Origin of the sequence: Streptomyces sp. NBC_00466 (genome assembly GCF_041433995.1) — a bacterium.
GTDB lineage: Bacteria > Actinomycetota > Actinomycetes > Streptomycetales > Streptomycetaceae > Streptomyces.
This window is the reverse complement of sequence record NZ_CP107896.1, coordinates 7,019,610-7,031,879: the sequence shown is the minus strand read 5'-3', so window position 1 is coordinate 7,031,879 and position 12,270 is coordinate 7,019,610. Positions and strand designations below refer to the sequence as shown.

Here is a 12,270-nt window from a genome sequence, read left to right as displayed (position 1 = left end):
CAGCTGGTCGCCGGGAGCGCCGGCCTGCCGGGCTCAGCGCCCTGCTGACCGCCTCGTTCGCCGCCCTGTTCACTGCTCGTCCGCTTCTCCGTCACGCCCGGCAGTCTACGGTCCGGCCACCTCCGGCCGGACCGCCGAGGCCTGTCCGGCCGCCGTCCCACCCCCGCCCCTTCCGTCAGTCATTTATGCCTGATAGAAGTATTCCTAATCGAAATACTCCGGAGGCACCCCGTGAAGTTCTCCATGATCTTCGAGGCCCAGCTCTCGAACCCGACCCCAGAGCGTGAACGCCAGGTCATCAACGACTGCGTCGACCAGGCCGTCTACGCGGAGGAGATGGGTTTCGACCGGATCTGGGCCGTCGAGCACCACTCGCTCTCGCAGTACGCGCACATGAGCGCGTCCGAGATCTTCCTGACCTGGGTCGCCGCTCGGACCTCCCGCATCCGTATCGGCCACGGCGTCGTCACCATGCCCTTCGGCTACCAGCACCCGGTCCGGGTCGCCGAGCGCGCGGCCATGCTCGACGTGCTCTCCGGCGGGCGCGTCGACATCGGCTCCGGACGCGGCGCCACGAAGCAGGAGATGTCCATGTACGGGGTGCGCCCCGAGGACACCTATCCGCAGATGGAGGAGGCGCTGCGGATCTTCTCCAGCGCCTGGCGCGAAGAGCAGTTCGAGTGGCACGGCTCGATCGACATCGGCCCCGGCGCCATCCTGCCCCGCCCGGTGCAGGACCCGCATCCACCCCTGTTCATGGCGTGCAGCAAGCACGACACCCTCAAGCTCGCCGCCGAACTGGGCATCGGCGCCCTGGTGATGGGCTTCGCCGGGGCCGACGACGTCCGCGCGATGCGCGCGGTGTACGACGAGGCCATCGCCGCCAGGAGCGGCGAGCGGTGTGTGTCGACCGAGATCAACGACCACTTCTCGGCGCTCTGCCCGACGATCGTCCTCGACGACGCGGAGCGCGCGCTGCGCATCGGCACCCGGGGACAGCGCTTCTTCGCCGAGTCCATCGCGCACTGGTACGGGAACTCGCCCGCACCCACCGGCGACGACGAGGACGAGGACCACGTGGCGCTGATGGCACGCGACCGGGACGAGCTGGTCGCCAGGCTGCACGACGCCAACATCCCGGCCCGCCCGGTCGACACCGGCACCTTCAACGCGGACCACGCCTATGGCACCGCCGACACAGCCATCGCCTATGTCGAGAAGCTGCGCCAGATCGGGGTGGACGAGGTGATGTGCCTCATCCAGATGGGCACGGTGCCGCAGGAGGCGTGCATGGAGACCATCCGCCAGTGGGGCGAGACGGTCATCCCGCACTTCCGGGCGCTGGACGGCGAGAAGTGACCGCCCCCATGGCCGCGGGCGCGGCAGCGGACGGCGTACGGCTGGACGGCAAGGTGGCGCTGATCACCGGGGCCGGCCGGGGCCAGGGAGCCGTCGAGGCACGGCTGTTCGCCGAATCCGGCGCACGGGTCGTGATCACCGATGTCCGGGAGGAGGAGGGCCGCGAGGTCGCCGCCGGGCTGGGCGATGCGGCGGTGTTCGTCCCGCACGACGTGACGGACGCGGCGAGCTGGGAAACGGCGGTCGCGACGGCCGTACGGAGTTTCGGGCGGCTCGACATCCTCGTCAACAACGCCGCCCTGTGGCGGACGGCCCCGGTCGACACCGAGACGCAGGAGAATTTCGAGCTGCTGTTCCGGGTGAATCTGCTGGGCCCCTTCCTGGGCATCAAGGCGGTACTCCCCGCCCTGCGGAACGCGGGCGGCGGGTCCATCGTCAACATCTCGTCGACCGCGGGTCTGGTGGGCATCGCCCAGCACGCGGCCTACGGTTCCAGCAAGTTCGGGCTACGCGGACTCAGCAAGCACGTCGCCCTCGACCTCGCGGCCGACCGCATCCGGGTCAACTCGGTGCACCCGGGGATGGTCGACACCCCGATGGTCGCGGGGGCGCTGGGCGAGGACGCCGGGCAGCGCGAGCACCCGCGGGTGCCGCTGCGGCGCATGGGCCGGCCGGACGAGGTCGCCGAGCTCGTCCGCTTCCTGGCCTCCGACGCCGCCTCCTACATCACCGGCGCGGAGTTCACCGTGGACGGGGGGCTGACCACCGGATGAGCCTCACCCCTGCCGCACGCCGCTTCGCCGACGTGCTGACCCATGGTTTCCCCGACCCCGCGGACGGTCCGCTGGACGTCGCGGCCCTGCGCAGAGCCTCGTCGGCAGGACCGGCACGCGGACTCCCCGAGGTCGCGCGGGTGAGCGACACGTCCGTACCGGGACCGCCTGGCGCCCCGCCGGTGCCCGTACGGATCTACGAACCCGACCCGGACGGCGCGGACGGCGACCGGCCGCTCATCGTCTTCTGCCACGGCGGCGGCTGGGTGATGTGCGGCCTGGACACGCACGACGGCCTCTGCCGTGAACTCGCCTCGCGCACCGGCGCGTTGGTGGTGTCGGTCGACTACCGGCGCGCACCGGAGCACCGCTTCCCCTGCGCGCTCCTCGACGCGTACGCCGTCACGGAGTGGGCGGCCGGGCGCGCCCGTGAGCTCCGCTGCGACCCGTCCCGGGTGGTCGTCGCCGGAGACTCAAGCGGCGGCAATCTGGCTGCGGCCGTGGCGCTGATGGCCCGGAACACGGGCGGGCCGGCCATCGCCGCCCAGCTCCTGGTCTACCCGGCCCTCGACGACCGTCTGGAGACCGCTTCGGCCGCCGATTACGCCACCGGGTTCTTCCACACCAGCGCCCATATGCGCTGGTACTGGGAGCAGTACCTCGGGCCGGACGGCGACGGCGCCGACCCCTATGCCTCGCCGGTGCGCGCCGCCGACCTGGCCGGGCTGCCTCCCGCGCTGCTGATCCTGCCCGAGTGCGACCCGCTGCGTGACGAGGGCCGGGACTACGCCGAGCGGCTGCGCGAGGCGGGCGTACCGGCCGAAGTGCGGGTGGAACGTGGGATGTTCCACGGCTTCCTCGGTGGGGCCGGTGTCCTGCCGGAGGCGGACGCGGCGCTCGGCGCGGCGGCCCGGTGGCTGCTGGCGGTCTGACCGGACCGGACCGCCGCGCGGCCTCCCTCCGGAACACGTGGGGAGGCGGCGCGGCGGGGGCCCGTCCGGCCGACTGCCCTACGGCCGTGGGCCGATGGGTTTCTCCCCGTCGTGGACCGTGATGGCCATCGCCGGACAGATGTCCGCCGCGTCCAGGGCCCGCTCGTCCTCGGCGATGTCACTGTTGAGCGGGCGGGCACGGTCGTGGTCGAGGGCGAACAGGTCGGGGGCGGCGCCCGCGCACATCCCCGATGCCATGCACTGGCTCCGGTCCACCTCCACATGCCAGGTCATCGGCTCACCACCCGACCGGCATGACACGGGGGCCGCGGACCAGCATCTCGCCCTTCCAGACGATGTCACCCGCGAGGCGGAGATCCGGGAAGCGTGCGGTGAGCGCGCCCAGCGCCTCCTGGAGTTCCAGCCGGGCGAGCGGGGCGCCCAGGCAGTGGTGGACTCCATGGCCGAAACCGAGGTGCTGGTTGGTGGCCCGGGAGAGGTCCAGCTTGCCCGGGGCCGAGAAACGCAGCGCGTCCCGGTTCGCCGCGCCCACCGCGACCAGGACGGGAGAGCCTGCGCGCACCAGCGTGCCGCCCACCTCGATGTCCTCCTTCGCGTACCGGGGCTGGCCCGCGCCGCTGCCCAGCGGTACGAAGCGGAGCAGTTCCTCCACCGCGCTGTCGATGAGCCCCGGGTCGGACCCCAGCCGCTGCCACTCCCCCGGGTGGTCCAGCAGCGTGTGGACGAAGTTGGGAATCTGGCTGGCGGTGGTCTCGTGCCCGGCGACCAGGATGCCGACGCAGAGGTCGACCAGTTCGAGCTCGGACAGCCGGTCACCGCCGTCCCTCGCCTCGATCAGGGCCGTCATCAGGTCATCACGCGGCTCGGCGCGGTGCTGAGCGATCAACCCGGCCATATAGGCGCGGAGTTCCTCGCGGTTGGCGTCGAACTCCTCGGCCGTGAGCGAACTCGTCGAGAGCGCGGCGTCACTCCAGATCCGGAACTTCGGCCGGTCCTCCTCCGGTACGCCCAGCATCCGGCAGATCACCGCGACCGGGATCGGCAGCGCGTACTCCTCGACCAGGTCGACCGGCGGTCCTGCGGCCTCCATCCTGTCCAGCAGCCCCGCGGTCAGCTCCCGTACCTGGGGGCGGAGCTTCTCGACCTGGCGCACGGTGAACGCCTTGGCCACCAGCGAGCGCAGCCGGGTGTGGTCGGGCGGGTCCATGCCCAGGATGCCGCTGTCCCTGCGTCCCTCGCCCTGGCGGGGTTCGTCGTGCTTGTATCCTTCGGCCCGGCTGAAGCGCAGGTCGCCCAGGACCAGGCGGGCCTCCTCGTAACGGGTGACGAGCCAGGCCGGTTCGCCGTAGGCCATCCGGACCTGTAGCAGTCCCGGCCGGTTGCGTACCTGTTCGTACTCCTCGGCCAGGGCGAGGCCCTCGGCCGTGTTGAAGGGATAGGCGAGAGGTTCCGTGCTGGCTGTGGTCACACTGCTCTCCTCCTTGTAAGCACTTGCTTACATACGCTAGGTCTGCATCGGGGCACCGTCAACGGCGGTATACGGCCGTTATGCTGACGCCTCACCGAGGAGGAGCCGGATCATGGAGGAACGCCCCAGCAGCGGGTCCGCCGAGCGGCGCCGCGACGCCCAGGGGACCCGGCGGCTGCTCCTCGACGCGGCGGCGAAACTGTTCGCCGAGCGGGGGTACGAGGCCGCGACGGTGCGCGACATCGCCGCGGTGGCGGGGGTCAACCAGGCCCTGCTGTTCAGGTACTTCGGCTCGAAGCAGGCGCTGCTCACCGAAGTGATCGCGTCCGGGGGCCAGGAGCAGGTGCGCACGACGCCGCCGGAGCGGCTGTTCGCCACAGCTCTGCGCGGGATGCTCACCGGTGGCGGGAAAGAGGCGGCGGACCTGCCGCTGGCCGTCTATCTGCGGTCGATCGGGACCGGTGGAGAAGCGGGCGACATGGTCAGGGCGCTGGGAGACGAGTACTCCGCGGCGCTGTCCACCCTGTCCGGCGAGGAGGACAGCCTCCTGCGCGCGGATCTCGCCATGGCGTGGCTGCTGGGGATCGGTCTGATGCGGGTCGTCGTGGCCAAGGAACCCCTGGCCGGCGCCGCCCCCGAAGAGATCTCCCGGCTGGTGCTCGGCGCGCTGCGGGGCCTGCTGGAGGATCTGGCACCCGCCGAGGACTGAGGGCCGGCGAAGTCGGCCGGTGCCGCCCGGCGCCGCGTGCGGACAGCCTCGCGGGGCGGTCCCGAGGGAACCGCCCCGCGAAGAGTGCTTGCAACGGATGTCAGCCGGTGAAGGCCGCGGTTCCGTTGGGGGTGCCCAGACCGCTCGGGCCGTCATAGCCCGCCTTGCCGGTGCACAGGTACGACGAGCCACAGCTGCCGTTCGAGCCGCTGGTGACGTCGTTGAGCGAACCGGTGTGCGCGTACGGGAACGACGCCGGGGTGGAGCCCGACGACGGGGTGCCCGCGAGTGCGTAGACCGCTGCGATCAGCGGCGACGACGCGCTGGTGCCACCGAAGACCATCCAGCCGGTGCCCGGGCTGTACGAGTCGTACACGGCGACGCCGGTGTTGGGGTCGGCGACCGCGGACACATCGGCGACCGTGCGCTTGGCGCAGCCGGTGTCCTTCTGCCAGGTCGGCTTGGCGTCATAGCCCGAGCAGCCCGAACCGGCTCCGCTCCACACGGTCTCCGCCCAGCCGCGGCTGGTGGAGGCGGTCTTGAGCGACGTACCGCCGACGGCGGTGACGTAGCGGGAAGCGGCCGGGTACTCGGCGCCGTAGCCGCCGTCACCCGAGCTCACGGTGATGGCCACGCCGGGGTGGTTGAAGTACGAGGTGTCGTACGAGCTGTCGGAGGAGGACTCGCCGCCGCCGTAGCTGTTGGAGACGTACTTGGCGCCGAGCTTGACGGCCGTGTTCACCGCGGTGCCCAGGTTCGCCATGGTCGGCGTCTTGGCCTCGACCAGGAGGATGTGGCAGTTGGGGCAGGCCGCGCTGACCATGTCGAGGTCGAGGGATATCTCCTCGGCCCAGCCGCCGTCCGCCGCCGGCAGGGTGGACGTGCCGGCCTGGCCGACCTTCTTGAAGCAGCCGTTGGCCGTGGTGCACGCCGGGAGCCCGTACTGCGCACGGTACGTCCCGAGGTCGGCCTCGGCCTTCGGGTCGTCATACGCGTCGACGATGGCCACCGTCGCACCCGAACCGGCTGTCGCGGAAGGGAGTTTGTACGCCGCCTGAAGCGAGGACGGGCCGAGGCCGGAGGGTGCGGCGGCGGCCGTGATGCTGCGTTCGGCATTGGCCGACGCGGGTGTGCCCGACGTGACATGGAGTGCGTTGCACGCCATCTCGTTCTTCTTCGTCGGCTCAGCACACGAGCGGGCCACCTTGACACCCTGGGCCGATGAGCCCGAATGGGCGGGCGCCGCCTGGCCGATGGGTGCGGCCAGCGCGAGCGCGGCGGCGGCCATACCGGCCACCGCCGTGAGGGAGAGGGATCTACGCAACAACGTTCTGCCTCCGTCTTGTGGGGGAACGATGAGCTGTTCAGGTGCGCTTGCAGCCCGGGCCGACGGGGTTACGCGGCAGGGCGGCCACAACCTACGGTCGTCAGGAACACGTCAACAAGATGCAAAGGGGCGTCTGTACCCGCGTTTTACTCTTGAGGACTACCGATGGGGATCCCATGGCCAAAGGCTTGCCTGCTGGGGGGAGTGATCAGACGTGATACGGGGGTGACGGCCAACGACACCTGGGTACCGGGGTGTTGGGAGCCGCTGCCGGGGAGCGCGCGGAAGGTGCTGCCCCGGTTCCGCCTGATGCGGCGTCGGCTTTGCTGCGGCGTCGACTCTGATGCGGCGTCGGCCTGCGGGAGCCGTACACACAGAACAGCCGCCCCGGCCGGAAGGCAGGACGGCGGGCGGTCAGGGTGACCGGAGGACAGAGATCACAGGTCAGAAGTCAGAGGTCGGAGCAGCCGACAGCCACAGAGGAACCACCGGTCAGGGCGGCGGACCGGGCACGGACGGAGAGGTGTGTGCCGGTCCAGGTGTACGCCGGTCCCTGCCCGGTCCTCGGCTGCTTACTACTCGGTCGGCCCGGGTGACAGGCGGGCGCCCACGTCCCCGGGATGCAGCGGGGTCACGGTGAACAGACCGCCGTCCGGGTCGCGCAGTGTCGCCTCCGCACCGGACGGTGTCGCCTGGCGGGCGACGAGGGTCCCGCCGTTGGCGAGCGCCGCCTCCACACAGGCCGGCACGTCGGGCACCGGGAAGTGCACCTGCCAGTGCGGCCGGACCGCCGGGTCACGCGCCGCCTCCAGCGCCCCGGAACTGAGCCGGGCGACCACATGGCCGCCACTGCGCAGGACGACCTCGTCCTGCTCGTACTCGACCTCGCAGCTCCCCGGGAGTCCGCTGGCCCAGTCCAGCACTCCCCCGTAGAAGATCGCCGCGTCGAAGGCGTCACGGGTACGCAGCCGCAGCCAGGCGGGCGTGCTGTCACGCCACGCCTCCCAGCCGGACAGGAGCTGCCCCTCCCAGATCCCGAACACCGCCCCGTCCAGGTCCGCGGCCAGCGCGCCGCGCCCCGACACGAGGGAGACCGGCCCGATGGCCACGGTGCCGCTGCGCTCCCTGATCCGGGCGGTGGCCACTTCCGCGTCGGCGACGGCGAAGAACGGCGTCCAGGCGACGGCGACCCCCAGGGCGGGCGCGAGCGCGCCGATCCCGGCGACCGGCGCCCCGTCCAGGAGGGCGACGCTGAATTCCTCGCCGAGTTTCGCGGGCCGGAACTCCCAGGACATCACGGCACCGTAGAAGTCCTGGGCCGCCACCAGATCCCGTGCGGTCAGGTTGACCCAACAGGGGGCCCCGGACACCGCGTCGCTCCACTCCACGCCTGCGGCATCCACCGGAATCTCCTCCTCGTCCGCCAGGACCCGTCCGCTTCCACCGCTCCACGCGGCCCGCGTGTCGTGGCAGCGGCGGCGTGCAAGGGCAGGGCGCCGCGACGGCGCCTCGACCGGTCACTCCAGTCTGCCCACACAGGACAGCCACCGCTCGCCGGACACCCCGCGGAGAGGTTCCGGAGGGTGATCGGCGGGTGGTGGCTGCCGCGGTCGCGGGAAGGAGCGGGTCAGGCGTGCGTACCGCCGTCGATACGGAGCTCGGTGCCCGTGACGAACGCGCCGTCGTCGGACGCGAGCATGGCGATCACGCCCGCCACCGTCTCCGGCCCGGCGAAGCCCTGGCCGATGGCCGGGGAGAGCTTCGCGAGCAGGCTCAGGTCGGCGTCCGCCGGCAGGCCCGGGTCACTGGTCATGCCCGAGGCGATCGAGCCCGGCGCGACACACACGGCGCGCAGCCCCTGCTTGGCGTACTCGATGGCGATGGCGTGGGTGAACGACTGGATGCCGCCCTTCGTCGCCGCGTAGGCCGCCATGTACGGGTGCGCGAAGGTCGCGGAGGTCGAGCTGAAGTTGACCACCACGCCCTTGCCGTTCTCCAGCAGCGCGGGCAGCGCCTCGCGCGTGACCAGGAAGGTGCCGGTGAGGTTCACCGCGAGCATCCTGTTCCAGAATTCCAGGGTCGTGTCGGCGGTGTGCGAGGACCGCAGGATGCCCGCCGCGTTGACCAGCGCGTCCAGGCCGCCGAGGTCACTGATGGCCCCTCCGATGGCGGAGTGCACCGACGACTCGTCCGAGATGTCGGCCACGACCGTCGTGAGCCGGCTCTCGGTTCCTGCCGCGCGCGCCTGCTCACGGGTGGCGTCGAGGCCGGCCTCGACGATGTCGGCGGCGACGACGGTGCCGCCCTCGGCGAGGATGCGGGCCACGGTGGCCTGCCCGATACCCGAGCCACCACCGGTGACCAGTACGCGGCGTCCGTCAAAGCGGTTCATTGTCCCTGTCTCCGTTCCGGACTCGCCTTCGAGCCCTTCTCTTGCACGGTACGCCTTGATGGCACGATGTGCCACACAGGCAGGTCGAGCAGAGAGAGGGCATCGGGACATACCCTTTGGACATGCCAGACACGTCCCGGACAGCCACCGCCCGGCCCTCACTGACCGAGCGCCGCAAGGCGGCGACCCAGCTGGAGATCGCCCGCACCGCCGCCGCCCTCTTCGCCGAACGGGGCGCCGACAGCACCACCGCCGAGGACATCGCCCACGCGTCGGGGATCGCGCTGCGCACCTTCTACCGGTACTTCCGGACGAAGGAGGACGCGGTCGCTCCGCTGCTGTCCAGCGGGGTGAAGCAGTGGATCGCGGACCTGCGCGACAGCCCGGACGATCTGCCGGTGCCCCGGGCGCTCGAACGGGCCGCGCTGCGGTCACTCACCCCCACCGACGAGGCCGAGACCCAGGCACTGCACTGGACACGGGGGCTGATCCGCGCGATGGACGCCCATCCGGCCCTGCTCTCCGTCTGGCTGCGTGTGACACACGACGCCGAGGAGGAACTCACCCCGGTACTGGCCGCGTTGGCGGGCCGTGAGGTGGACCCGCTGGAGATCAGGCTGGCCTCCGCCGCCGCCAACACCGCGATGCGTGTCGCCGTCGAGGTCTGGGCCACGACGGACGCGGCGGACCACGGTCCCGGTGGACCCGCCGAACTCGCGGCACGCTGCGTCCACGGGCTGACCGCGGGCCTGCGACTGTGGGACGGACCGGGCGGAGCGGCGCTCACGGACTGACCGGGAGTTCGCCCATTGACTGACCGGGGGCGGGTGTCCGGCGTGCCCCTCGCCGGGCCCGGCGCCTGCCGCCGTTTTCCGGCGAGTCCGCAGGTGCACCCGCTCAACTCCCCCCGCACGCGCACCTTGACCGGCTGCCGGCACCTGCCCCTCAATGGCCGGACCGTCTAAGATCCCCGCCCAGTGATCCAGTCCGCCCCACTGCCGCTAGGGAGTCGCCCCATGGACCTCGGCCGACGCACGATCATCACCGCTCTCGGCGCCACCGCCGCACTCGGCGCCACACGCGGCAGCGCGGCGGCGGTGCAGCGGCCGGCGGCCGCCCGGGCGCTGGCGCGGCTCCTCCCCCGCCACTGCGATCAGGTCACCTTCCGCACCGTGCCGGCCAGGGACGGCGCGGACGCCTTCCGGGTGTCCGGGACGACCGGACGGATCCTGGTCGAGGGCACCACCCCCGCCGTGCAGCTCACCGGAGTGCACCACTACCTGAGATCGACGGCGTACGCCCACTTCTCGTGGAACGGTGAGCAGACCGGTCTGCCCAGCCGGTTGCCCGGCCTGCGGAATCCGCTGGTCAAGTCCGCGAACGTCGCTCACCGGTTCGTCTTCAACGACACCAACGACGGCTACACGGGCCCGTACAGCGGCTGGGACTACTGGGAGCACGAACTCGATGTGCTGGCCCTGCACGGCTACAACGAGGTCCTGGTCTACGCGGGCGCGGACACCGTCTACCACCGCACTTTCCAGGAGTTCGGATACGGCGACGCCGAGCTGCGGGCCTGGATCCCGGGCCCGGCCCACCAGCCGTGGTGGCTCCTGCAGAACATGTCGGGCTTCGGCGGACCGGTGTCCCAGCAGCTCCTGGACCGGCGGATGCGTCTCGCGCAGCGCATCGTCGCGCGGGTGCGCGAACTGGGCATGACCCCGGTCCTCCCCGGTTACTTCGGCACGGTCCCGCCCGGCTTCGCCGACCGCAACCAGGGCGCCCATGTCGTACCGCAGGGCGACTGGGCCGGTTTCTCCCGCCCCGACTGGCTGGATCCCCGCACCGCTGTCTTCGGGCGGGTCGCCGAGACGTTCTACCGGATCCAGAGCGACCTACTCGGCGACTCGGACATGTACAAGGCCGACCTTCTGCACGAGGGCGGCGACCCCGGTGACGTCCCCGTCGGCGAGGCCGCGAAGGCCGTGGAGAAGGCCCTGCGGACCGCGCATCCCGGGGCTGTCTGGACGGTGCTCGGCTGGCAGACCAACCCCCGCCGCGACATCATCGACGCCATCGACCGGTCGAAGATGTTCATCGTGGACGGTCTCTCGGACCGCTTCCCGACCGTCACCGACCGCGAGAAGGACTGGGCCGGGACTCCGTACGCGTTCGGTTCGATCTGGAACTTCGGCGGACACACCACCATGGGGGCCAACACCCCCGACTGGGCGGCCCTGTACGAGCAGTGGCGCACCAGGCAGGGCAGCGCGCTCAGCGGTATCGCGCTGATGCCCGAAGGCGCGGACAACAACCCCGCCGCCCTCGCGCTCTTCAGCGATCTGCCCTGGACCGAGGGGCCGGTCTCCCTCACCGCCTGGTTCGACCAGTGGTCGGCCGAGCGGTACGGGGCGCCCGACCGGCACGCGGCCGCGGCCTGGGACATCCTGCGCCGCACCGCGTACGGGACCACCCGCCAGGACAGTTGGAGCGAGGCACCGGACGGCCTCTTCGGCGCCCGCCCCTCGCTGACCGCGGCGAGCGCCGCGGCCTGGTCGCCCGGCGGCCTCCGCTACGACACCGCCGAGTTCGCCCGCGCGCTGCCCGAACTCCTGGCGGTTCCGGCCGCGTTGCGGCACAGCAGCGCCTACCGGTACGACCTGCTCGATGTCACCCGCCAGACCGTCTCCCACCACAGCCGCACCCTGCTCCCGCGGATCAAGGCCGCGTACGACGGCGCCGACAGGGCCACGTTCCGGCGGCTCACCGCGGAGTGGTTCGAGTGGATGGGGCTGCTGGAGGAGACCGTCGCCACGGACCGCCGGTTCCTGCTGGGGCGCTGGATCTCCGACGCCCGGTCCTGGGGCGCGGACAGCGCCGAGAAGGACCGGCTCGCCCGGGACGCGGTGTCACTCCTGACCGTCTGGGGCGACCGCGGCGCGGCTGACGACGGCGGGCTGCGCGACTACGCGAACCGTGAGTGGTCCGGGCTGGTCGGCGGGCTCTACACGCTGCGCTGGAAGACGTACTTCCAGGAGCTGGACTCGGCGCTGACCGAGAACCGCGCGCCCCGGGACATCGACTGGTACGCGATCGAGGACGGCTGGATCCGCGACCATCCCCCGTACCGCGCGGAGCCGTCCGGCGACATCGTGCGCATCGCCCGCCGGGTGGCCGACGCCGGCCTGCGCTGACGCGTCCCGCGGCGGCGGCTACCGCGCACACGGAGGTCCAAGGGCGCTGCACGTATGTCCATGGCCGGGGCGGCAGGGCGCTGGCTACCGTCCGG

Annotated in this window: 11 protein-coding genes; 6 read left to right on the top strand and 5 right to left on the bottom strand. The window is 71.7% G+C overall.

All coding sequences use genetic code 11. The features are described 5' to 3' along the window. Positions 1 to 231: 231 nt before the first annotated feature. From OG210_RS31505 to OG210_RS31495, 3 genes are read left to right on the top strand one after another with little or no spacing between them, the layout of a single operon-like run. Positions 232 to 1,359, top strand: a complete 1,128-nt coding sequence (locus tag OG210_RS31505; protein ID WP_328323347.1) for an LLM class flavin-dependent oxidoreductase — start codon at positions 232 to 234, stop codon at positions 1,357 to 1,359. 8 nt (positions 1,360 to 1,367) lie between these two features. Beyond that, positions 1,368 to 2,132 (top strand): glucose 1-dehydrogenase, encoded by a 765-nt coding sequence (locus OG210_RS31500; protein WP_371540560.1) that lies wholly within the window; start codon positions 1,368 to 1,370, stop codon positions 2,130 to 2,132. Further along, on the top strand, positions 2,129 to 3,064 hold the full coding sequence (locus OG210_RS31495) for an alpha/beta hydrolase (protein WP_328323350.1): 936 nt from the start codon (positions 2,129 to 2,131) through the stop codon (positions 3,062 to 3,064). The genes OG210_RS31500 and OG210_RS31495 overlap by 4 nt, the downstream gene beginning before the upstream one ends. 78 nt (positions 3,065 to 3,142) lie before the next feature. On the opposite strand, the gene OG210_RS31490 is transcribed toward OG210_RS31495, so the two are convergent. Both OG210_RS31490 and OG210_RS31485 read right to left on the bottom strand, forming a co-directional pair. Next, entirely contained in the window at positions 3,143 to 3,358 is a 216-nt protein-coding gene (locus OG210_RS31490) for a ferredoxin (protein WP_328323352.1), read from the bottom strand. Positions 3,359 to 3,362: 4 nt separating this feature from the next. Beyond that, entirely contained in the window at positions 3,363 to 4,553 is a 1,191-nt protein-coding gene (locus tag OG210_RS31485) for a cytochrome P450 (protein WP_328323354.1), read from the bottom strand. A gap of 112 nt (positions 4,554 to 4,665) precedes the next feature. Between OG210_RS31485 and OG210_RS31480 the strand changes: the two genes are divergently transcribed. After that, positions 4,666 to 5,262: a TetR family transcriptional regulator gene (locus tag OG210_RS31480; protein WP_328323356.1), complete on the top strand. Its 597-nt coding sequence runs from the start codon at positions 4,666 to 4,668 to the stop codon at positions 5,260 to 5,262. Positions 5,263 to 5,362: 100 nt separating this feature from the next. On the opposite strand, the gene OG210_RS31475 is transcribed toward OG210_RS31480, so the two are convergent. The 3 genes from OG210_RS31475 to OG210_RS31465 form a co-directional block, all read right to left on the bottom strand. After that, positions 5,363 to 6,550, bottom strand: coding sequence for a peptidase S8 (locus tag OG210_RS31475; protein ID WP_328335283.1), 1,188 nt, complete (start codon positions 6,548 to 6,550; stop codon positions 5,363 to 5,365). Positions 6,551 to 7,164: 614 nt separating this feature from the next. After that, positions 7,165 to 7,998 carry a VOC family protein gene (locus OG210_RS31470; RefSeq protein WP_371540557.1) on the bottom strand — a complete coding sequence of 278 codons (834 nt, stop codon included), beginning with the start codon at positions 7,996 to 7,998 and terminating at the stop codon, positions 7,165 to 7,167. A 218-nt stretch (positions 7,999 to 8,216) separates the two neighbouring features. Further along, complete coding sequence (locus OG210_RS31465) at positions 8,217 to 8,981, bottom strand: SDR family NAD(P)-dependent oxidoreductase (RefSeq protein WP_328323360.1); 765 nt, start codon at positions 8,979 to 8,981, stop codon at positions 8,217 to 8,219. Between the two features lie 122 nt (positions 8,982 to 9,103). On the opposite strand from OG210_RS31465, the gene OG210_RS31460 reads away from it, so the two are divergent. Beyond that, complete coding sequence (locus tag OG210_RS31460; RefSeq protein ID WP_328323362.1) at positions 9,104 to 9,775, top strand: TetR family transcriptional regulator; 672 nt, start codon at positions 9,104 to 9,106, stop codon at positions 9,773 to 9,775. A gap of 222 nt (positions 9,776 to 9,997) precedes the next feature. Next, complete coding sequence (locus OG210_RS31455) at positions 9,998 to 12,175, top strand: alpha-N-acetylglucosaminidase (RefSeq protein ID WP_328323364.1); 2,178 nt, start codon at positions 9,998 to 10,000, stop codon at positions 12,173 to 12,175. Positions 12,176 to 12,270 lie beyond the last annotated feature (95 nt).